Origin of the sequence: Alysiella filiformis (genome assembly GCF_014054525.1) — a bacterium.
Taxonomy (GTDB): domain Bacteria; phylum Pseudomonadota; class Gammaproteobacteria; order Burkholderiales; family Neisseriaceae; genus Simonsiella; species Simonsiella filiformis.
The window spans coordinates 460797-482068 of record NZ_CP059564.1 but is presented as its reverse complement, the minus strand read 5'-3'; the positions used below and the strand labels follow the sequence as shown (position 1 = coordinate 482068).

The window sequence follows — 21272 nt, the reverse complement described above, 5'->3', positions numbered from 1 at the left end:
CTGTCAATTTGCCAACAAACCTGCCCTCTCTCCCTATGGGAGAGAGTTGGAGAGAGGGCTTGTTGAGCAGCATACCCTCTCCCCAGCCCTCTCCCACAGGGAGAGGGAGCAAAGTGACTTAAATTTATCAATCACTTTTATCCCGAAATCGCGTTATCAATAAATTGAAAAAAGGGCAGATATGAAATCTGCCCCTACGTTCAGCCTGAACCTTACACGTCATACGTTCCCGTTACGCTTGCCGTTGCCAAAATATGCCCTTGCATGGCGTAGTGCAAATCGTTGAAACGAAAGCCTTTTGGCAGATTCAGTTTCGTATCCAAAGCATAAACGGTTAAATCGTAGCGGTGCAAACAGTTGGGCGGTGCCATGCCGCCGTATGCTGCTGCTTCATCAATGCTGAAATTGCCCAACACGCTTGCCCAAGAATTGGCACCTTGAATGTAATCTTGGGCGGTTTGGCTGTCGTTTTCAGGCAGCGAAGTGCGCGTTAAATCGGCAATCAGCCAATGAATCCACACAAAACCGCTTGCGGTAATCGCGTCTTTGTCGTCCAAAACCACCGCAAAGGACACCGTGTTTTCGGGCGCGTCCACAATCTCAAACGGAATGGAACGGCTGGGCATGCCGCTTGGCGTGAAATCGCTGCCGCGTTTGCCAAAACGGTCGTGGAAAACGCCATTTTCAATGGCGGAAGTTTGCACTTTCATGGTGTAAGCTCCTACAAATTGAGTGAAGGTGGGGGCGATTGTACTGGATTTTCAGACCGCCTGAAACGTTTTAATTTACACCAAGTTGTTTTTCCAATAATTCAATAATGCGCTTTAATGCTAAGATTTCATTGTCTTTTTGTTTGATGAGTTCGTCTTTGGCATCTAATAATAATTGATGATATTCATAGTTTAAACCCATATTATGACTATTCGTATTATTATCGCCAATGGAAAAGAAGAACGTTTTATCTTGATTAGCAATTAAATCCACGACATTGATGTGAAAAATTTCAGCGATTTTATGCAATTTATCCAAATTTGGGCTACTTTGACCGCGTTCAATTTTGGCATAACCCGTTGGCGACATATCCAATTTTTCCGCCATTTCTTCTTGCGACCATTGTTTGATTTCGCGCATGACGCGGATTTTGTCGTGGGTTTCCATAATCTTTCCTTAAAGTGCGGTTTTCAGAACTAAAAGAGTGGATTGAGTATGTTTCAGTTACTGGTTTGGAATGTGATTTCAGTATATCATAATTTCATCAATTTTTTTAACCCAATTTTGTGCAAAGGATTACAAAATGCTGCCAATTAGAAAAGTTACTTTCCTTCAAAAGGTGTATTTAGGTGATAATCCAAATCTTAAAAAATATTTTTCTGAATTAATGAAGAAACAACTACAACATCTACCGCATATACAATCAGGTAAAGAGATTAAGGATATACTTTTGAATATTAATAGAGATTCAAGTAGTATTGAAGGTGGTAAATGTGGTGAGAAATATATTAATATTAATTTAGTTAGTGAAATTACATCTATTGATTTTGATGAAGGTATTGAAATTTATGAGAACTTTGATGCTGAGAAGTATCAAAAATTTCTTTCTGAGGAATTTAATGCATATAAAAATATGCATAATGGAACAGTAGTAAATACAGAAGAGAATAATGAAAAAATTGCATGGGAGTGGGCAAAGACAAGTCAGGGTGATGCTTTTAAGGAAAAAAATTTTAAAAAAGCTGAATATAGACCTAAATTTTTTAAAGTTAAATTTGCAACAAATTATTCACAAAATTCATCTGATTTAGAATTAGTCATTGATGAACCCAGCTTAAATGAAATTTTAAAATAATTTCATCATCGCAAAACGCCATTTCAAATCAAATTGAAATGGCGTTTTTTATTGATTTTGGTGTGTGGTACTGATTTTCAGGCAGCCTGAAACCCATTTTTCCATTAAAATATCATCATTTTAACCCACCAACGAAAGTCCAAACCATGAAATTACTCGTTATCGGCAACGGCGGACGCGAACACGCCCTTGCATGGAAACTCGCGCAATCGCCCAAAGTGTCCACCGTTTTTGTGGCAACGGGCAACGCTGGCACGGCGCGTGAACCCAAGTTACACAATATCGCCCTAACCCAACACGATGATTTGATTCAATTTTGCCGCGATGAGCAAATCGCGTTCACACTCGTAGGTCCCGAAGCACTGCTCGCGGCTGGTATTGTGGACGATTTCCGTGCCGCAGGTTTGCCGATTTTCGGTTGCACCCAAGCCGCTGCCCAGTTGGAAAGCTCCAAAGATTTCGCCAAAGCGTTTATGGCGCGACACGGCATTCCCACCGCGCAGTATCAAACCTTTGAAAATGCGGAACAAGCCCACGATTATGTGAACCAAAAAGGCGCACCCATCGTCATCAAAGCAGACGGCTTGGCGGCAGGCAAGGGCGTGATTGTCGCCATGACTTTGGACGAAGCCCACGCCGCGATTGATGATATGTTGCTCGGCAACAAAATGGGCAACGCAGGCAGCCGCGTGGTGATTGAAGATTATTTGTCGGGCGAAGAAGCCAGCTTTATCGTGATGGTGGACGGTGAAAACGTCTTGCCGATGGCAACCAGCCAAGACCACAAACGTTTATTGGACAATGACTTGGGTTTGAACACGGGCGGCATGGGCGCGTACAGCCCCGCACCAGTGGTTACGCCACAAGTGCATGAGCGCGTGATGAACGAAATCATCTTGCCCACTGTGCACGGCATGAAAGCAGAAGGCAATGAATTTACAGGATTTTTGTACGCAGGTTTGATGATAGACGCAACTGGCGCACCGCGCACCATTGAGTTTAACTGTCGTTTTGGCGACCCTGAAACGCAGCCGATTATGAGCCGTTTGCAAACGGATTTGGTGGATTTGATTCAGGCAGCCTTAAACCGCGAATTGGACAAAACCACTGCACAATGGAAAGATGAAGTCGCTGTGGGTGTGGTATTGGCAGCGCAAAATTATCCCGACACACCGAAAAAAGGCGATGTGATTTCAGGCATAGACGCGGCAAATGAAATGGGCAAAGTGTTCCACGCAGGCACGGCTTTGAATGAGCAGGGCGAAATCATCACCAATGGCGGTCGCGTGTTGTGCGTGGTGGGTTTGGGCGATGGCGTGGTGCAAGCCAAAGCGCAAGCCTATGCCGCTTTGAGCCACATTCATTTTGACGGCATGCAGTTCCGCAAAGACATTGCGGATAAGGCAATTAAACGCTGATTTGGGCGGTTTCAGGCTGCCTGAAAAGGTGTTTTAGGCTCAAATCATTCATTGATTTGTCTTGTTTTTTGAAAAATATGTTGTGTGCTTTAAAGCAGCCTGAATGCCCATTTTCCCTTAAAATGCACTTTTACACCCACTCAACAGGAGAAACCCCATTATGAACAAAACATCAGGCAGAAAAGTGGTCGTTATCGGCACAGGCGCGGTGGGCATCAGCTATGCCTTTGCGGTGTTGAACCAAGCGGTTTGTGATGAATTGGTGCTGATTGATTTAAACGAAAAGCGCGTTCATGCCGAAGCGCGTGATTTGCGACACGGCGTGTTGTATGCCCCATCGCCCACCAAAGTGAAAGAAGGCGATTATGCCGATTGTGCCGATGCCGACATCGTGTGCATTTGTGCAGGCGTGGCACAAAAAGAAGGCGAAACACGCTTGGATTTGATTGACCGCAATTTAGCCGTGTTCAAAAACGTGGTTGCACAAGTCATGCAACACGGCTTTGACGGCATTTTTCTGATTGCCACCAATCCTGTGGACGTGTTGAGCTATGCCACTTGGCGTTTTTCAGGTTTGCCCAAAGAACGTGTGATTGGCTCTGGCACGATTTTGGACACGGCGCGTTTGTGTAATTGCTTGGGCAAAGCCTTCAACGTTTCGCCATGCAGCGTGGACGCGCACATGATAGGCGAACACGGCGACAGCGTGATTGCCGCATGGAGCACCGCCAGCATTGCAGGTATGCCATTGAAAGACGCTTTGGAAAAATCGGGCAATGGCGCAGAACGCATGGCAGAAATCCACGAAAACGTTCGCAGCGCAGCCTATTCCATTATTGAAGGCAAGGGCGCGACCTATTACGGCATTGCCATGGGATTGGCGCGGATTACCCAAGCCATTTTGCGCAATCAAGATGTGGTTTTGACCGTATCCACCTTGTTGTCGGGCGAATATGGGCAAGATGATGTGTACATTGGCGTGCCAGCCGTGCTGAACGGCAATGGCGTGGCGCGGATTATTGAAAAACCGCTTAACGATGAAGAAATGGCAAAATTTGCCCATTCTGCCCATATTTTGCGCGAACATCAGGAAAAAGTGGCGGATTATTTATAATTGGCAAATGGGTTTTCAGGCAGCCTGAATATGAAAGGCTGCCTGAAAATTATTGTAGGGTGCATATCACACACCGCTTTTGCCCAATTTGAGATTAAAGTTTATCTCATGTTATCTACTTCGGCAGGTTCTGTACGTTTATTTTGTACTGCTCCACATTTTGAGCATTCCTGCCATCTGGTTACAGTCCAATCACCATTAGATTGTTCTTTTTGTACCCATTCATGTTCACACTTTTTAAAAAAGGACATTTTATATCTCCAAAATAGATGAGTTGAAAAACTTATTTTAGGAAAACAATTTATTTTACTCAACCCAGCAAACTGGGTTTTCTCAACCCATTTTTATGGTTACAATTTGAATTTTATTTTGGAGCAAAATCATGGCTGTACACGATAAAATTCGCGCATTGCGTTTGCAAAATAATTGGACACAAGAACAGGCAGCCGAAAAAATGGATATGTCTAAAAATGGCTATGCGAATATGGAACGAGGTCAGGCATCTATCAATATCAATCGTTTGGAAAAAGCAGCAGAGGTGTTTCAAGTGGATATTTTGGAATTGCTGAACAGTTCAAAAGATGTGGTTTTGTTTGTAAATGAAAATTTTGAAAATACGGAGCAATGTGGCAATTATTATCGTCAATCCGATAATGCAGAAAAATTGGCATTACAGCTTGCACATCAACAAACTTTGTTGGAACAAAAAGACCAAGAAATTGCAGCCTTGAAAGAAATCATTGTATTATTAAAGCAACAATTAGAAAAATCACAATAATCGTGGTTTGCCCCTACATTTTTCAGGCAGCCTGAACCCCCATTTTCACAAGGAAAAAACATGAAAAACAACTTCATCTGCGCCGATTTAATGGACATCTCCCCCCACACCCAATCTTGCGAAACCGACTTCAAATCATACGGCAAACGCCAACGTTTTTGCGGGCGCATACGCACCGTCAAAGTGTTTCAAGACAACGGCTTGGTGCGCCGCCTGTCTGAAACCCCATCAGATGGCGAAGTCATGGTGGTAGACGGTGGCGGTTCACATTACAGCGCACTCATGGGCGACCGCCTTGCCACCAAAGCCATGAACAACGGTTGGGCAGGCGTGGTCATTTATGGCGTGATTCGCGACAGTGCCGCCATCAACGAATTGGATTTTGGCGTAAAAGCACTCGGCACCAACCCACGCAAAAGTCCCACCGAATACCAAGGCGAATTGGACGTAACCATTGGTTTTGGGGGCATCAGTTTCGCCACAGGGCAATATTTGTACAGCGATGAAGACGGCGTGCTGGTGTGCGATAATCCCATAGAAGGCGAATTGCCCCCCATTGATTACTGATGTTTCACATGAAACCTTTTAAATAAAGGTGCAAAACGTGGCGTTGCGCCGCCACACCCACGCTTGGGGGCGTGGCACACCAGCAGGGCATTTTGTCGCCACAAAAAAAGCGAATGTTTCACATGAAACATTCGCTTTACCGTTTCAGGTCATTACACAACAAAAATTGGTTGCCTGCAATCTGTTCCCTCCCCTGTCTGGCGGGGGAGGGTTGGGGTGGGGGTGGCAAATCAAAAATTGTCGTGTACTGTACGATAGTCCGAAACCTTATTTCAACTTACACGCCACCGACACCACCTGATTGTTGGCATTGGTAAAACGCAAATTTGCATTGGCATTTTGTTGTTGCCACTCCGTAGCTTTGCCAAACAAAGCCGCTTTGCTGCGGAATACATCGCCACCAGCCGATTTCAAAATGCTGTTGCCGCCCACGCCTTCCAAAGCAATGGTGATGGTGTCTGCTTCCAAATGTTTAATCGTGATGTTTGCGCCATTGCTGCACACAAAGTTTTCGGTGGACGCGCGAACATAATCATCGCTCACAGCCGTGGTGCCAGCTTGGGCAACCGAAGCGTGATTGTATTGGCTTGGGTTGTAGGCAGGCTCAACAGGTGGTGCAACATATTGTGCTTGTTGAATGGGAGCGGCTTGTTGCACCACGCGCGGTTGTGCCAACACAGGAATGCTTTGCGTACCCGTTGCCGTGGGGTTGCGAACATCATAAGTATTGGGCGTTTGTACGGTAGGCGGTGTGCGTGTTGTGCCGCCACCACCGCAGGCAGCCAAAGTTGCCACCAACACACCGCTCATCAATAAATTCAGTTTCATGGTCTTTTCCTTCAAAAAATCATTGTCATTAAAAAAGCTTTTCAGGCAGCCTTCAATCGAAAAGCTGCCTGAAAAGCCATTGTACGCAAAATTCAGATTAACGGCTACGGCAAGACGTTTCCACATCATTGCCATGAGGGTCTTCAAAGCTGAAAAATGCCTGTTTGCCCTTGATGTGCAATTCGGTTTCATTGCCATAAAAACCCTTGTCGGCTTCATACAAATTGCCCGAGCCAGACGGAGCCTGTTTCAAAACCACACGTTTGCCAATGGTGTTGGCATACACGCTGATTTTATCGGTGCCAGCTTTTTTAACCGTCAAAGTGATGCCATTTTGGCATTGGAATTTTTGTGTGGCAGGTGCGGCTTGTGCGGCGGTTGCACCCAAAGCCAAAGCGATTGCGGTTGCGGTTAATGCGATTTTTTTCATGATGAATTTTCCTTTGTGAAGGGGAGAAAACACGGTTTCAGGCTGCCTGAAACTCATTTGCTGCGGCAAGTGGTGTTCACTTTATTGCCATAAGGGTCTTGGAAGCTGAAATTGCCTTCCTTGCCTTTAAAATGAAATTCGGTGGGGCGGTTGTAAAAACCATTGTCGTTGGTGTAGCGCACGCCCGAACCTGCTGGTGCGGCACTCAAAATGGTGCTGCTTTCAATGGTGTTCACAAACAAGCGGATTTTGTCCGTGCCAACATTGTGGCGTACGGTTAAGGTTGCACCATTGCGGCAACTGAATACTTGGTCGGGTGCTTGCGTGGCGGCATTGGGTGCGCCAATGGGGCGATTGTCGGGAGCTGCCACAGTTGGTGTGGGGGTGGCTGATGTTGATGTGGAGACGGGGGCTTGTGGGTGGGTACAAGCTGCCAATGCCAATGCGCTGGCGATGAGACACAAAACACGTTTTTGCATGATGATTTTCCTTTTGTGTGAATGTGTTGTTGAAGTGCAAACAGTATAGTCCAAGCGTTTGGGAAAATGTAGTCCCATGTTATTCGTTTAACTGAACTTTACTTCGCGCTTTACACGATAACGCGCTTTTCAGGCAGGCTAAATCCTTATAAAATGAACGACTTTATTCAGGCAGCCTGAATGCGCGTTTTTTAACAAAATATGCGATTTTTAACGCATATCTGCCGATTTTTCAGGCTGCCTTTTGGATTTTCCCCACATTTCACAACATGAGCCAAAACCATGACCGACTATTCCCAAACCGTAAACCTATTTGAATCGCCCTTTCCCATGCGCGGCAATTTAGCCAAGCGCGAACCCGCTTGGGTCAAACAATGGCAAGACGAAAAACGCTACCAAAAATTGCGCCAAATTGCCCAAGGTCGCCCCAAATTCATTTTGCACGATGGCCCCCCCTATGCCAATGGCGACATTCACATCGGACACGCCGTAAACAAAATTTTGAAAGACGTGATTGTGCGCAGCAAAACGCTGGCTGGCTTTGACGCGCCCTACGTCCCTGGTTGGGATTGCCACGGTTTGCCCATTGAAGTGATGGTGGAAAAATTGCACGGCAAAGACATGCCGCCATCGCGTTTTCGCGAATTGTGCCGCGAATACGCCAGCGAACAAATCGCACGTCAGAAAAAAGACTTTATCCGCTTGGGCGTGATGGGCGATTGGGACAACCCCTATCGCACCATGGATTACCAAACCGAAGCCGATACCGTCCGCACTTTGGGCGAAATTTACAAAGCAGGTTATTTGTATCGCGGCGCAAAACCCGTGCAATTTTGCTTGGATTGCGGCTCATCTTTGGCAGAAGCCGAAGTGGAATACAAAGACAAAGTTTCCCACGCCATTGATGTGGCATACCCATTTCAAAACACCAGCGCGTTGGCAAAAGCTTTTGGGCTGCCTGAAAGCGATTTGGGCAAATGCTTTGCCGTGATTTGGACGACCACCCCTTGGACTTTACCTGCCAGCCAAGCCGTTTCCGCAGGCACAGAAATCGTGTATCAACTGCACGATTTGGGCGACAAACACATCGTTTTGGCAAAAGATTTGGCAGAGCAGGCTTTGGCGCGATATGGCGTTTCAGGCAGCCTGAAAGCCGAAACCACAGGCGCGAAATTGGAAAACCTGTTGCTCCAACACCCATTTTGGGAACGCGACATTCCCATTTTGCTGGGCGACCACGTTACCACCGAAGCAGGTACAGGCTTGGTACACACCGCGCCAGCACACGGTTTGGAAGACTACCACGTTTGCAAACTTTACGGCATAGAGCTGTACAACCCCGTTAATGGCGAAGGACGCTACATCTCCGAAGTGCCGCGCGTGGCAGGCAAAACCGTGTGGGAAGCCAATGCCATCATCATTGATTGGCTGGCTGAAAACCAAGTTTTACTGGCAAACAAAAAAATAGAACACAGCTACGCCCACTGCTGGCGACACAAAACCCCCCTGATTTACCGTGCCACCGCTCAATGGTTCATCGGCATGGACAAAGCAGGCACATCAGGCAACACATTGCGCAATCACGCGCTCAAAGCCGTAGATGACACCGAATTTTTCCCCGCGTGGGGACGCGCCCGCCTGCAAGCCATGATTGAAGGTCGCCCCGACTGGGTGGTATCGCGCCAACGTTTTTGGGGTACGCCCATGACCTTCTTTGTGCACAAAGAAACAGGCGAATTGCACCCCAATTCAGCCGAATATTTGGAAACCATCGCCCAAAAAATAGAAAAAGGCGGCATCAACGCATGGTTTGAATTAGACAAAGCCGAAATCTTGTCGCCCGAAGATTGCGAAAACTACGACAAATTGAACGACACCATGGACGTGTGGTTTGATTCAGGCAGCACCCACTATTCCGTTGTCAAACAACGCCCCGAACTCGCCTATCCAGCCGATTTGTATTTAGAAGGCAGCGACCAACATCGCGGCTGGTTTCAATCGTCCATGCTCACAGGCTGCGCGACAGTGGGACGTGCGCCCTACAAACAACTGCTCACACACGGCTTTGTGGTGGACGAAAAAGGCTACAAAATGTCCAAATCCATGGGCAATGTGGTTGCGCCACAAGAAGTGTTGAACGAATTTGGCGCAGACATTTTGCGTTTGTGGACGGCAGGCACCGATTATTCAGGCGAATTGTCCATTTCCAAAGAAATTTTGAAACGCGTTGCCGAACGCTACCGCCGCATTCGCAACACATTGAGTTTCCTGTTTGCCAATTTGAAAGATTTCAGCCCCATAGAACACGCCGTGCCGTTTGCCGACATGGTGGAAATTGACCGCTATGCCGTGTTGCTGGCGCGACAACTGCAAGAGCGCGTGGCTGGCGATTACTATCCACGCTATGCCTTCCACTTTGCCGTGCAAGATTTGGTGCAATTTTGTTCCGAAGATTTGGGCGCGTTCTATTTGGACATTTTGAAAGACCGCCTCTACACCACCAAAACAGACGGACACGCCCGCCGTTCAGCCCAAACCGCGCTGTATCACATCACACGCAGTTTTGTGTTGTTGATGTCGCCCGTGCTGTGTTTCACGGCAGAAGAGGCTTGGGACATCATCGGTGGCGGCGAAGAAGACAGCGTGTTGTACCACACCCTGCACGACTTCCCCACCATGCCAGCCGCCAGCGAAACGGCTTTGCTGCAAAAATGGACGGCAATCCGCGAAGCGCGTACGGTGGTCAATGCCGCCATTGAGCCATTGCGCGTGGACAAATCGGTGGGTTCATCGTTGCAAGCCGAAGTGGTCTTGACCGCACCCGAAAACGTGCATTCGGTGCTGGCAACTTTGGGCGATGAGCTGAAATTTGTGATGCTGGTGTCGCAAATTGAATTGCGTTTGGGCGATGAATTGTCTGCCCAAGTGAAAGCGACCGAATCGCCCAAATGCGAACGCTGCTGGCACTACACCGACAGCGTAGGCACGGTGGCAGGACACGAAACCGTTTGCGCCCGTTGCGTGGACAACATTGAAGGACAGGGCGAACAACGCGATTATGCGTGATTGATTTGTTGTTGAAATGAAATTCAGGCTGCCTGAAACGTGTTTGATGCGTTTTCAGGCAGCCTGAATTTTTGTGTTTTAAAAATCGGGTACGCTCGCATTGAGGCTTAAACCATAGCTGTTGAATGTGCCTATTTGCGGTTCTGAAACTGGGTGTTTGCCAATATTCAATGTGAATTTGGTCTGATTACTTTGGCTAAATAGCTCAATAAAAGGGTAATGGGGCAATTGGATTTTGTGTGTTTGGCAGTGAATTAAGGCTGTCTGAAAATCAATGCCTTTAAAATCCGCAAAACGCTGTGCCACTTTTTGCAATTCTTTGGGGCGATGGCGTTTAAAAATGGCGTGGCGATGATGTTGCGGTACGGCTTGCACCGATTTTAAATGTACATAATCGCCTAATCTGCCCAGCCATTGTGCCAGATTGAGCTGATTTAACTCATCTTCACTTGGGGCAAACACACGCAGTTTTGCCCCAAGTGTGCCAAAATCTTTACCGCAGCGATATTGGGGAAAAGATACCCCAATCGTTTGATTGCCGTACTTATTTTGTCTATCCGCCAAAGCAATGTGGATTTGGGTGTAAATCTTGCTCCACAAAAAGTACAAATCATTTTCTTCATCAGGCAAGAGCGTGAGTTCTTGATAAAATTTCATCATTCTTTGCCACCAAATACGCCACCACGAATCAGATTTGCCACCACAAAATGCTTCTGTTCGGTGCTAATATTATCATCATCACTTAACCAATTTGCCATCAAACTGTACAAATCAGTTTTGCTGGTGCGATAAGCTTGACCTTGTGTTGGCACAGAACCATAAGGCTCAATGGCAATCGCCTGCACAACAGATTTGTCCAATAAATCATCTTTAGGTAATTCATACCAAGTATCAATAGTGCGAATGGCATTGCCAATTTTTTCAGAATGTAAGCCTGCACACAAACCATTTTGGGTTTTGATTTGATATAAGAATTTGGATTTATTGTCTTTATCTTTTTCACGCATTTGTTGTGATGGAAATACCCGTTGCCCCAAACCTACTTTGACAAAGGCTTCTACGCCCAATAATAAATACTGCCCTGTTTTAAAACTTTCGGCAATACAATTTGCCAATTCATCAAGTTTTGTGTTTTCTACCTCAAAATCATTTAATGGCATTGTGCGTGCATTATCAAAAATCCATTCTTGCTTTGGATTTTCGGTATTATAAATACGCACAATGATACTTTCCGCTCCAACACGATTTCGCCACAAAAACCGACCATTTACCAAATTATAGGCATAACGGCGAGCCAATGGTAAAAATCCAATTTCATCTTGATAGACTTTGAATTTTTCAGTCAGCTTAATACCAAAGTTAGGCTCATTATTGGTTGTGGCGGTGGCAATATCGCCCAAAAATTTTACCGTAAAAGACACTTTTAAAGTATCTAAATGCGGTGGCAAGCTGGCATCATCGCCACGCACCAAATTGGGTTGGGACTTTTCTTCATCTGCCACACCGTATTGGCTTTTAACACCACGGTTGCTCTTATCGTGCAATTCAATATTTTGCCAAGTTTGCTTGGAAAATTGTGCCACATCAGCATTCCAAAGACCTGCTTGCATTAAGCCATCGGAGGGTTCAATTTTGCGACTAAATGCCAATACACTTGGTACAGGGGCATTATTTTCGCCATTGGTTTTCTTTTTGCTTACTTTTGCCATAATACTTACTCCAATTCAATGAAAATTAAAAGATTAAATGCAAAATGGGTTAAAATTGAAGGTCTTCTTCGTCATCATTAAATATCTGATTGACATCAAAAAGCGGTTGCTGGATTTGCGGTTTTTGGCGACATAAATACCATTCATCACGGCAATCATATCGCCAAATCAAACTTTGGATATCATCAATACGATGACTGCTTTTCCATTCACCCAAACCGTGAATGGCTTCCACAAAACGAAATGGATAACGGTGGTCTCGCAAATTTTCTACTTGCTCTGGTGGATATAATGGGCTAATGCCTTTAAATCCAAGCATTAACGGTACAATCCAACCTTTTTTATTAGGTGGAATAATGCGTTGCCAGAGGACTTCATTGTGTTCATCGCTGTCATCATTATGATTTTGAATGGCTTGATATTTAAATGCAAAAAAGTCTGTCCATCTGTCAAAGGTATTTTTATCAATATGATGATTTAGATAATATTGTTCGTGTTCTTGTAAATAATGGCTGGCATCTAATAATACAAAACTGGGCAAGATATATTTTTTTAATTTTTTAATATCATCGCCCAATAGTTTAATGTCATTGATATGATGGATAGAACCCCCTGCCAAACGAGAAGAATAAATCCATTGTTTAAGGCGAAGAATATAATTTTTTATATTATCAAGATTGGTAGATAGGGACTTATCACATTGCAATAATACAGATATCGTCATATCCATTTTGGCTTCTTCAATAATGGGTGCGGGGCTTTTGGCATCAGCACTTTTGCCTTTTAAAGTAGAAGGCGGACAACGATTTTGAATGAACTTAATATAATAATCTTGATAAGCATTTAATTCATAATCGTGGCAAAAAATAGCACAGCCTGTAAAAGCATTCCCAAATTCTGCGCTAAATTTTCGTGATAAAGCGTGGGTAAAACCCAAAAAAGAAGTGAGTGCAGGAAAGCCATAAGTCATACCCGCCAGTGCATTGGCATTTTCTACTTTAAGCCTTTCTAACAAAATGTATGATGCCATTTTTTACTCCGCTTGTAATACCCAATAATGCGATTGCAATACCACATTGATGATTTTCATATAAACTTTTTCTAATGCCAAAATGCGATTTTGATGGGTTTTTTCACTTATCCACTTAGCAATTGGGGTGGATAATTGTGTGATTTGTTTCATCAATTCAGGCTGGGAAAAAGAAAATTGCCGATTTGCTTCTTTATCCAAAAAGAGCTTTAATGCGATTGGCATATCAATATCTTTTGTCCAACCGCTTGGCTGACTGTAATAAATCACAGACATTTGATTTAAAATATGTTCGCCAATGGTTTGAATATGTTCAATTAAAGCATTTTTTCTATCATCATTCAAAAAAAGCGCTTTTTTATCCACCACAGATAATAAATTTCTGATTTCTTTTAATTCGTCTTGGCAGTCAAAATAACACAAACTTAATAAACGCTCTATAGTGCTTGGTGGATTGGGATTGTGTTTGATTTTTGGTGCTTGTGCTGAAAATAGATATAATTGCCCACTTCTTTGATTGTTTAAAAATGACACATTTTGATGATTGCTTTTGGTGGTGGCAAGTGTGGCAATATTGGGAAAATAAATGCTTTCATTTTGATGATATTCGCCTTTTTGTTTGGCAAGTTTGGCAGGATTATCTTTATCGTGGGCATTTTTAATGCTTTCAAAAATATGCTGTGCCAATGAGCTAGAATACATTGGCGATAATAAATGATATTCACAATCATCAGATACAGGCACATAAATTTGTTTTGCTAAAGTGTGGGAACTTAATTTTTGGGCAATATATGCACCTTTAATGGTATCTCGCCATATTATTCTTTGTGTTTCGTCATCACAAATTTTGGCAAAACATTGCTCATTTTCACATAAAATCTCGCCCAGTTGTTTGTCTGTATTTTCAACAGGGTAAGTCAAAAATTCGGCAATCGGTGCAAATTTGGCATCGGCATAACCTCTATCCAACATAGTTGCATTAGCGGTTTGTGTGCTGATTAAATGGCAATATTTATCCTGTTTAATGGCATCTTTAATGTTAATCGCTTGACTGCTAGAATGAGTTAATTTAGCAATATGGCTAACATTCAAAAACACCTTATCAATATTTTGTACAACATAATTCAGCCAATAACTGGCTTCATATTTTTCACGAATTTCTTGTTCATTTTCTGCGGTAAATTTCTCTTTTTCTTTCTTTTGTTTTTGCTCAATGGTTTTGGCAATTTTATCAGATAAAAATGCCGATATTGCCTCTTGTGTCAATTGAATCATTTTTGTTTCATCTATCATCATTTAAGCCCTTTATTCTGTTTTTGCAAAAACACCCAATATAGGTTGATAATACAATTGTTTATCATTGTTTGCAACTTGAATTTGCCCATATACTTTTTGTATATAAGCCATTGGTTTATTAAGCAGTTGTACCAATTCATCATAAATTTGCCCATCATCGTATTCAAACCAACTGTGGCTATTTTTACCAAAATTTAAATCACCAATATCAATAATCTTGCTACTTTCTATTAACTGGTTGTTATCAGTATATTTGTATTCGAACCACGATAAAAAACCACGAGAATTATCTTGATAGACCATTGAAATTTCAGGAGAGGATTGACGAAAAGGCTGTTGTCTTTGTATTTCGCCAAGCCAATTGACAGGCTGTTTAAACCAAATATTGGCACAATTATTCTCGCCATTTTCGCCTGCCAAATACGCCCATTGTACGCTGTGTTCCAATTGAATCAAGTTTTGATAGGGACTTGGACTAGGATTCACTCGTGCAATAGAAACAATGGCATTGATGTTTTGATAGTGTTCTGGTTTTAATAATTGGTCTAATTGATGATGAACCAATGAATATTTTTTAGTTTCAAAACCAGGACGATGATAAGCAATGCTTTTGCCTTTTAATGCCTTAATGTTTTCATTTAAAATAAAAATGTTTTCACAATTAACAGCTTGTTTTCTGTGTCGTTGCACTCGCCCTGATAATTGAATTAAAGAACGCATAGAGCTGGGTTCGGCAATCGCCCAATCATAATCGTGGTCTCGTCCCACTTCACACACCGAAGTCGCCAACACTACAAAAATATGGTGTTTGGCGTTGGGATTTTGATTGATGGCGTTGTTGATTTCAGGCTGCTCAAAAATAGCATTGGTATCTTTGCGGTTTAATAGTCTATCTAGTTTATTTTCAATCAAAGAACGCTTTGCCAAAGTAAATTGACTGTGATAGATGCAATAATGAACACAATAATCTTGGGGCAAATCTTTACTTATTAATAATTGAGCAACTGCTACCAAAGGATTGATATTGGCAAATCGCACCACACCAAAAGAAATATAAATGTCATTATTTGATTGATGGTGTGATTGATGGGCGGTTAATATGGTTTTAAAAATGGTGTCTGCCATTGCTTTAAAAACGGTATCATTTGGGTTTTCCTTAATGATAGGCACAATTTTAGCACGCTGGCTGATATTTTGATTTTGTTGTAACTTACCAATGCGTTTTTTAATAAATTGACCGTGTTGTTTTTTGTATTCTTCATTATTACCAATTTCATTGCTTTGCACACCAAATTCATCAAACCAAGCACATACAATCGGTTTATGCTGATGGTGTCCCGACATATTTTTTTGATAAATTTGACGACCATTTTGATAGGTTTCAAATAAAGTTTGTGCCATAGCAGGAGCAATGGTGGCACTGGATAACAATACTTTTGAACCCAGCATTCCTGCCCAATGCACCAAACGAGTTAAAGCAAACCAATCATCAATGCCAAATTCATCAGGTTCATCAAGCACCAAATCACTGCTTAGTAAACGAAGCATTGGTACAATATGCTTGCCACCACGCAAACTTTCAGTAGCAGGCATTAAATAATCAATGGTGCTGACCACAATGGGAGCGTGCAATAGCTTTTGGTATTTTGGTTTATTTTTAAACAGTTGATAAAGTGGGTCTTTTTCATCTAATGCAACATCATCGTAATCAATGTCAAATGATTCCAATTCATTATCGTCATCTAAACTTTCACTGCCACGATAAGCTAATGTGGTGCGTTCTAAATCCTCCAATAATTGCTGTTGTTGTTTTAATAACTTTGTATTGTGTGTTTCATTATTTTTATTAAATAATTGCAAAACCGCATTTGAACCAATTAAAGTGGCGATTTCATCATCAATGTTTAATAAAGATTTTAAGGCACTGCCTGTTTGCAGACTTAAAGTGCGAAGTCCCAACGCAATACTTAATCGCAATCCTGTTTGCTTATCTGCCAAAGCATACATAATCCGAGCATTGGCAAGGGTTTTACCTTTACCTGTGGAAGCCATATTGATACCAAAAAAACCGCATTCATTGGCACGAATGCTTAAAGTTTTGGCAAGATGATAAGATTGATTTTGCCATTCATAATTTTGTGTTTCATTTGGATTGGTTGGTAAGCCATTTTCTAATGTTTTATTGGAATGAAGATAGGGCAAATTGGATATCAATAAGGGTAATTTTTGGCTAAATTGATGGGCGTGATGAGCCACCATAATATTATGTTCATCAAGAGTTTGTTTATATTGATGATTTTTATCAGTATTGGCATAGACGCAATAATTGAGGTCTTGAAAATAAGTGTTGGCATTTTGTGATGAATAATGATGGTCAGCATACATCAATGCCAAACGAGCCAAATGAGTCGTCAAATGGTCATTTTCCCAATGAAAATCATTGAGCTGACTTAAATGATTTAAGGCATTTTTGGCAATTTCTTGGGCTTTGGTTTGCCATTTTGTACTATTAAAAGGTAAGCCATTATTAAATTGCCAATTTAATTGTTTGGTATTGTTATCAAATTTATCATAATTTGATGAATTCCAATTCATATCTAGCAAGTTATAAATATCATTATATTTATTAAGTAAATCAAATGAAGGATTATTGTCTTGATGAGATGGATAATGCAATAAGCGATGATGAGAAACAATCAACCAAGCAACCAATTTAGCAAAATCGCTTAATTGAGCAAATGCCTTAAAATTATTTTTGTCATCAATGTTTTTGATGATGGCGGTTTCATCAATATTTTTGGGATTGGCTAATAAATCAAGCCATTGTTCATTGCTTTTATTTTTAGCAAAGCTGATAAATAATTGAAAAGAGACCCACTCGTGGCGATAGGGTTCATAATTTTTGGTTTTAATCTTTGGATTTAATTTTTGTTGAAATAAATCATTGGCCTTTCCAAAATCGTGAAATAGCCCTGCTATTGCCGAAGCCAACGCAATAACAGGCAAGTTTTGCCATAAATGATTGTCTTGATAGATAGAAAAGTCTTTTTGGGTACGATTTACAGGCACAAAACCATTTTCATTAAATTGTGATTTACTGCCAACTATCCAAACCAATTGTGTGCGATTTCTGGTAACAATACGATGGCAACTCACGGCGGTATTTTTACTCACTGTTTGGCGTAATAATTTTTTGACCATCATTAAGCCCTCTTCGGTGATTGCCGTTTGCCAAGTGTTATCGCCTATACGATTGGCATAAGCGTCCAGTATTTTACGAGTGCGAGAAAGCGCTTTTTTCTGGCATTGGGAAATAAAGATGACATTCATTGATTTTCCTTTTTCAGGCAGCCTGAAAATCTTTTTTCAGGGATAATTCTTTGACCGTTTCAAACATAAAATCAAGCACCTGATAATCGGTAAAATAATTTAACACTTCCTGACGAAATTCTTGTTCTGTCGCATTGTCTTTGGCACAAATAAAGGCAAGCGGCAGGACAATCGCATCTTTGACCAAATCGGCAATATCAAACACCAAAGCCCCACGCCGTGTTTTACCGTGCATTAGGGCAAAGCCGTGTGGAATGCCAAGCACCCAAGCGGTCGTTGCCCCAAGCCCATAGGCTAAATAATTGCCGTGATTTAAAAAGGCATTGGCTTTATCACTGCTGTCAAAATCACGATGAAATCCAGCATTATTGGTATTTTTAGCGGCGATTTTATAAAACTCTTTGGTCATTCGCCCCTCTAAGGTTAATAATTGGGTATTGTTATTTTGTTTGAGAATTGCTTTTTGATAATGGGATAATAATTCATCAATCTGTTGATGAAATTCATAAGATTTAAATTCTTTGTCTTTATGCCAAATTTTATGGATAAATTCTATGCGTTTAAATTGCAATGTTTTGGCTTGAATAAGGCGTTTTTCATCATCAAACCACCAAGATAACCAGCCCTGCACATATTCGGTTGGGCGATATTCAGATTGGGGCGACAGCCATTCAATTTCACAGGCACTAAAAAGGGGCGTGCCACCGCCCCCACAAAATCCCACCATCACGCCTGCACTTGCCAGAAGTCGCATTGCCGCTTGGGTAATGGAAGTACCTGTACCAAGCAAAATACAAGTGGTATTGGCAATGGGAATATTGTAATAAAGATTTTCGTTTTTGCCTTCGGTTAAATACAAAACCCGACCGTCTTTTTGCATCACTCGGCAATGCTCCAAATAAAACAGATTGGCTCGTTTGGAATGCAAAATGGCTTTGAGTTCGGTGGGTTTGAGGGTATTCATCGTGAAAACCAAAAAATGTTAAAGATTGTTAAATTTAATCATGGGTAATGATGGCTGTCAAGGCAGTAAATGGAAAAATGAGTGATGTTGAACCCTTTATTTTGAGATAAAATTAAATTTATTTAAAATCAATTAGTTAAGAATAGGCGGAAAAACATTGGTTCACAACACCAAAATGCCGTGAAACACTTGATATGGCTGTATTGAGCCATTATAATTGCCTAGTTCCCGACCGCATAGGTCGCTTAGAAAGCCATTGCTGAAAAAGATGGCAAAGTATTAACGTTCCCGACCGCATAGGTCGCTTAGAAATATTTTGTGGATTATGAAACCGCCATTGCTGAGTTCCCGACCGCATAGGTCGCTTAGAAAGACAAGAAGCCATTGCTTTACACATCAAACAAGTTCCCGACCGCATAGGTCGCTTAGAAAAAAAGACGCGAATATTCAAAGGTTTAACCAATGTTCCCGACCGCATAGGTCGCTTAGAAAACATCAAGAAAATCAAAACCAACAAAGCCACTGTTCCCGACCGCATAGGTCGCTTAGAAAAACTCCCCCAAAGAATTTGGCGTAGGCACGATGTTCCCGACCGCATAGGTCGCTTAGAAAGTTGCAAAAATTTGAACCAATTTCAGGCTGCCGTTCCCGACCGCATAGGTCGCTTAGAAAGCATCAAAGTCACTTGCGGCTTTTGCGTTGCCGTTCCCGACCGCATAGGTCGCTTAGAAATGAAACCATTGCGCCTGAAAATGTTAAAGGGCGTTCCCGACCGCATAGGTCGCTTAGAAAATATTGAAAAACCTTTTAAATGTATTGTTTAGGTTCCCGACCGCATAGGTCGCTTAGAAATTTCTTTATCATATTCGGAACAAATAAAGCCAGTTCCCGACCGCATAGGTCGCTTAGAAACACAGGCGGACGGCTATTTAGACGGTTTGGAAGTTCCCGACCGCATAGGTCGCTTAGAAATAATTCGCCAAGTTCACAACTCGTTGCATATCGTTCCCGACCGCATAGGTCGCTTAGAAATTGAAACGCTGCCTGAAGGCATCACAGATAAAGTTCCCGACCGCATAGGTCGCTTAGAAATGAATTGTAAATTCGCCATAAAACATTGAGATGTTCCCGACCGCATAGGTCGCTTAGAAAATTTAATCGCACCAAAAACGTGCCAGCGCGGACGTTCCCGACCGCATAGGTCGCTTAGAAATAAATCAACAACAGGAGACCAAATGGAAACTGGTTCCCGACCGCATAGGTCGCTTAGAAAGTCTGTAAACAAGTAGCTTGGGACGTGTGCCAGTTCCCGACCGCATAGGTCGCTTAGAAAGTATGGGATTAACTCTTCGGGTGTCGGGAATAGTTCCCGACCGCATAGGTCGCTTAGAAATAATTCACAAGCTCGCCAAATGGTTTTTTTGTCGTTCCCGACCGCATAGGTCGCTTAGAAAATCTTGTTGCTCCGCCTTAATGCTGATGCGGAGTTCCCGACCGCATAGGTCGCTTAGAAACCTTGTTCAGATGACACCGCCAACTCAAAATCGTTCCCGACCGCATAGGTCGCTTAGAAAATTGCCGATAATGATTATGCGGGGGCGCAAATGTTCCCGACCGCATAGGTCGCTTAGAAATAATCTGCACTTCGCCAAATCCCAACCGCCGTGTTCCCGACCGCATAGGTCGCTTAGAAAGTCAATCAGCATTCCGCCATACGACATAAACGGTTCCCGACCGCATAGGTCGCTTAGAAAGAATTGAGCCGTCCGCGCGTGGCGTATGACAAGTTCCCGACCGCATAGGTCGCTTAGAAATGAAAAACTGGGAGAACGGCACGACTGGTGCAGTTCCCGACCGCATAGGTCGCTTAGAAATGAAATCGGCGATATTGGCTTATGTGCCTTTGCGTTCCCGACCGCATAGGTCGCTTAGAAAAATCGGAAGCTGAATTGATTGAATTAAATAAAGTTCCCGACCGCATAGGTCGCTTAGAAAGTTGCCACAAAATCCGCCAAGCTGCTGCCCATGTTCCCGACCGCATAGGTCGCTTAGAAAGAATTTACCAACACGGCGGTGGCGGTCATAGATGTTCCCGACCGCATAGGTCGCTTAGAAAAACGATGTGGGCAACACGGGCGTGGGCAAAAAGTTCCCGACCGCATAGGTCGCTTAGAAAAAATTGGGGCGATGTGAAGGGTGCGAAAGTCCGTTCCCGACCGCATAGGTCGCTTAGAAATGAAAAGCTGCCCGATGTTTATTTCATTTTTTGTTCCCGACCGCATAGGTCGCTTAGAAATGTAATTCAATCTTTGCCAATGGCGTACTCAATGTTCCCGACCGCATAGGTCGCTTAGAAAATTTCGGGGCGCAGTTTGACCGCCAAACTGGGCGTTCCCGACCGCATAGGTCGCTTAGAA

General features: G+C 42.9%; 18 protein-coding genes and 1 CRISPR repeat array (1 of these 19 only partly in view). Of the genes, 7 read left to right on the top strand and 11 right to left on the bottom strand.

Translation table 11 applies throughout. From position 1 onward, the window contains the following. Nucleotides 1–212 precede the first annotated feature (212 nt). The gene (locus H3L97_RS02415) at nt 213–710 is read right to left on the bottom strand and encodes a YbhB/YbcL family Raf kinase inhibitor-like protein (RefSeq protein WP_097114721.1); all 498 of its coding nucleotides are present in this window, start codon (nt 708–710) and stop codon (nt 213–215) included. A 70-nt stretch (nt 711–780) separates the two neighbouring features. Then, a complete protein-coding gene (locus H3L97_RS02410; protein ID WP_097114720.1) occupies nt 781–1158 on the bottom strand; it encodes a helix-turn-helix domain-containing protein in 378 nt (125 codons plus the stop codon). Between the two features lie 136 nt (nt 1159–1294). Here H3L97_RS02410 and H3L97_RS02405 point away from each other — a divergent pair, with 136 nt between their 5' ends. The 6 genes from H3L97_RS02405 to H3L97_RS02380 all read left to right on the top strand — a co-directional run bounded on the left by H3L97_RS02405 (nt 1295) and on the right by H3L97_RS02380 (nt 6024). Next, a complete protein-coding gene (locus H3L97_RS02405) occupies nt 1295–1846 on the top strand; it encodes a hypothetical protein (RefSeq protein WP_097114719.1) in 552 nt (183 codons plus the stop codon). 146 nt (nt 1847–1992) lie between these two features. Next, nucleotides 1993–3264: a phosphoribosylamine--glycine ligase gene (gene purD / locus H3L97_RS02400; RefSeq protein ID WP_097114718.1), complete on the top strand. Its 1272-nt coding sequence runs from the start codon at nt 1993–1995 to the stop codon at nt 3262–3264. A gap of 160 nt (nt 3265–3424) precedes the next feature. Then, nucleotides 3425–4378 (top strand): L-lactate dehydrogenase, encoded by a 954-nt coding sequence (locus H3L97_RS02395; RefSeq protein ID WP_097114717.1) that lies wholly within the window; start codon nt 3425–3427, stop codon nt 4376–4378. 382 nt (nt 4379–4760) lie between these two features. Beyond that, nucleotides 4761–5156: a helix-turn-helix domain-containing protein gene (locus H3L97_RS02390; protein WP_097114716.1), complete on the top strand. Its 396-nt coding sequence runs from the start codon at nt 4761–4763 to the stop codon at nt 5154–5156. A 60-nt stretch (nt 5157–5216) separates the two neighbouring features. Next, nucleotides 5217–5723, top strand: coding sequence for a ribonuclease E activity regulator RraA (gene rraA, locus H3L97_RS02385; protein ID WP_097114715.1), 507 nt, complete (start codon nt 5217–5219; stop codon nt 5721–5723). A gap of 37 nt (nt 5724–5760) precedes the next feature. Beyond that, entirely contained in the window at nt 5761–6024 is a 264-nt protein-coding gene (locus H3L97_RS02380; RefSeq protein WP_182073088.1) for a hypothetical protein, read from the top strand. Here the strand turns inward: H3L97_RS02380 and H3L97_RS02375 are convergent. The 3 genes from H3L97_RS02375 to H3L97_RS02365 form a co-directional block, all read right to left on the bottom strand. After that, entirely contained in the window at nt 5991–6551 is a 561-nt protein-coding gene (locus H3L97_RS02375; protein WP_143269168.1) for a hypothetical protein, read from the bottom strand. The two genes, H3L97_RS02380 and H3L97_RS02375, sit on opposite strands and share 34 nt — an antisense overlap. A gap of 97 nt (nt 6552–6648) precedes the next feature. After that, the gene (locus H3L97_RS02370; protein ID WP_179655865.1) at nt 6649–6981 is read right to left on the bottom strand and encodes an MliC family protein; all 333 of its coding nucleotides are present in this window, start codon (nt 6979–6981) and stop codon (nt 6649–6651) included. 53 nt (nt 6982–7034) lie between these two features. Further along, nucleotides 7035–7460, bottom strand: a complete 426-nt coding sequence (locus H3L97_RS02365) for an MliC family protein (protein ID WP_179655864.1) — start codon at nt 7458–7460, stop codon at nt 7035–7037. A 282-nt stretch (nt 7461–7742) separates the two neighbouring features. Between H3L97_RS02365 and ileS the strand changes: the two genes are divergently transcribed. Then, a complete protein-coding gene (ileS, locus tag H3L97_RS02360) occupies nt 7743–10526 on the top strand; it encodes an isoleucine--tRNA ligase (protein WP_097114711.1) in 2784 nt (927 codons plus the stop codon). Between the two features lie 78 nt (nt 10527–10604). On the opposite strand, the gene cas6f is transcribed toward ileS, so the two are convergent. From cas6f to cas1f, 6 genes are read right to left on the bottom strand one after another with little or no spacing between them, the layout of a single operon-like run. Next, nucleotides 10605–11186, bottom strand: a complete 582-nt coding sequence (gene cas6f / locus H3L97_RS02355; protein WP_097114710.1) for a type I-F CRISPR-associated endoribonuclease Cas6/Csy4 — start codon at nt 11184–11186, stop codon at nt 10605–10607. Beyond that, nucleotides 11183–12235 carry a type I-F CRISPR-associated protein Csy3 gene (gene csy3 / locus H3L97_RS02350; RefSeq protein ID WP_097114709.1) on the bottom strand — a complete coding sequence of 351 codons (1053 nt, stop codon included), beginning with the start codon at nt 12233–12235 and terminating at the stop codon, nt 11183–11185. The genes cas6f and csy3 overlap by 4 nt, the downstream gene beginning before the upstream one ends. A gap of 49 nt (nt 12236–12284) precedes the next feature. Continuing rightward, nucleotides 12285–13265 (bottom strand): type I-F CRISPR-associated protein Csy2, encoded by a 981-nt coding sequence (gene csy2, locus H3L97_RS02345; RefSeq protein ID WP_097114708.1) that lies wholly within the window; start codon nt 13263–13265, stop codon nt 12285–12287. A 3-nt stretch (nt 13266–13268) separates the two neighbouring features. Then, nucleotides 13269–14561: a type I-F CRISPR-associated protein Csy1 gene (locus H3L97_RS02340; protein ID WP_097114707.1), complete on the bottom strand. Its 1293-nt coding sequence runs from the start codon at nt 14559–14561 to the stop codon at nt 13269–13271. Nucleotides 14562–14570: 9 nt separating this feature from the next. Then, nucleotides 14571–17891 carry a type I-F CRISPR-associated helicase Cas3f gene (cas3f, locus tag H3L97_RS02335; RefSeq protein ID WP_097114706.1) on the bottom strand — a complete coding sequence of 1107 codons (3321 nt, stop codon included), beginning with the start codon at nt 17889–17891 and terminating at the stop codon, nt 14571–14573. Between the two features lie 13 nt (nt 17892–17904). Beyond that, entirely contained in the window at nt 17905–18855 is a 951-nt protein-coding gene (gene cas1f, locus H3L97_RS02330; RefSeq protein WP_097114705.1) for a type I-F CRISPR-associated endonuclease Cas1f, read from the bottom strand. Between the two features lie 224 nt (nt 18856–19079). Beyond that, nucleotides 19080–21272: direct repeats of the CRISPR family, unit length 28 nt; unit sequence GTTCCCGACCGCATAGGTCGCTTAGAAA (it continues 1147 nt past the right edge of the window).

Excerpts from the sequence above, each read along its gene's own strand:
- H3L97_RS02365 (WP_179655864.1), bottom strand. The coding sequence starts at position 7,460 with ATGCAAAAACGTGTTTTGTGTCTCATCGCCAGCGCATTGGCATTGGCA.
- H3L97_RS02375 (WP_143269168.1), bottom strand. The coding sequence starts at position 6,551 with ATGAAACTGAATTTATTGATGAGCGGTGTGTTGGTGGCAACTTTGGCT.
- H3L97_RS02415 (WP_097114721.1), bottom strand. The coding sequence starts at position 710 with ATGAAAGTGCAAACTTCCGCCATTGAAAATGGCGTTTTCCACGACCGT.
- H3L97_RS02395 (WP_097114717.1), top strand. The coding sequence starts at position 3,425 with ATGAACAAAACATCAGGCAGAAAAGTGGTCGTTATCGGCACAGGCGCG.
- cas6f (WP_097114710.1), bottom strand. The coding sequence starts at position 11,186 with ATGATGAAATTTTATCAAGAACTCACGCTCTTGCCTGATGAAGAAAAT.
- H3L97_RS02410 (WP_097114720.1), bottom strand. The coding sequence starts at position 1,158 with ATGGAAACCCACGACAAAATCCGCGTCATGCGCGAAATCAAACAATGG.
- purD (WP_097114718.1), top strand. The coding sequence starts at position 1,993 with ATGAAATTACTCGTTATCGGCAACGGCGGACGCGAACACGCCCTTGCA.
- H3L97_RS02340 (WP_097114707.1), bottom strand. The coding sequence starts at position 14,561 with ATGATGATAGATGAAACAAAAATGATTCAATTGACACAAGAGGCAATA.
- cas3f (WP_097114706.1), bottom strand. The coding sequence starts at position 17,891 with ATGAATGTCATCTTTATTTCCCAATGCCAGAAAAAAGCGCTTTCTCGC.
- H3L97_RS02390 (WP_097114716.1), top strand. The coding sequence starts at position 4,761 with ATGGCTGTACACGATAAAATTCGCGCATTGCGTTTGCAAAATAATTGG.
- csy3 (WP_097114709.1), bottom strand. The coding sequence starts at position 12,235 with ATGGCAAAAGTAAGCAAAAAGAAAACCAATGGCGAAAATAATGCCCCT.
- csy2 (WP_097114708.1), bottom strand. The coding sequence starts at position 13,265 with ATGGCATCATACATTTTGTTAGAAAGGCTTAAAGTAGAAAATGCCAAT.
- ileS (WP_097114711.1), top strand. The coding sequence starts at position 7,743 with ATGACCGACTATTCCCAAACCGTAAACCTATTTGAATCGCCCTTTCCC.
- H3L97_RS02405 (WP_097114719.1), top strand. The coding sequence starts at position 1,295 with ATGCTGCCAATTAGAAAAGTTACTTTCCTTCAAAAGGTGTATTTAGGT.
- rraA (WP_097114715.1), top strand. The coding sequence starts at position 5,217 with ATGAAAAACAACTTCATCTGCGCCGATTTAATGGACATCTCCCCCCAC.
- cas1f (WP_097114705.1), bottom strand. The coding sequence starts at position 18,855 with ATGAATACCCTCAAACCCACCGAACTCAAAGCCATTTTGCATTCCAAA.
- H3L97_RS02370 (WP_179655865.1), bottom strand. The coding sequence starts at position 6,981 with ATGAAAAAAATCGCATTAACCGCAACCGCAATCGCTTTGGCTTTGGGT.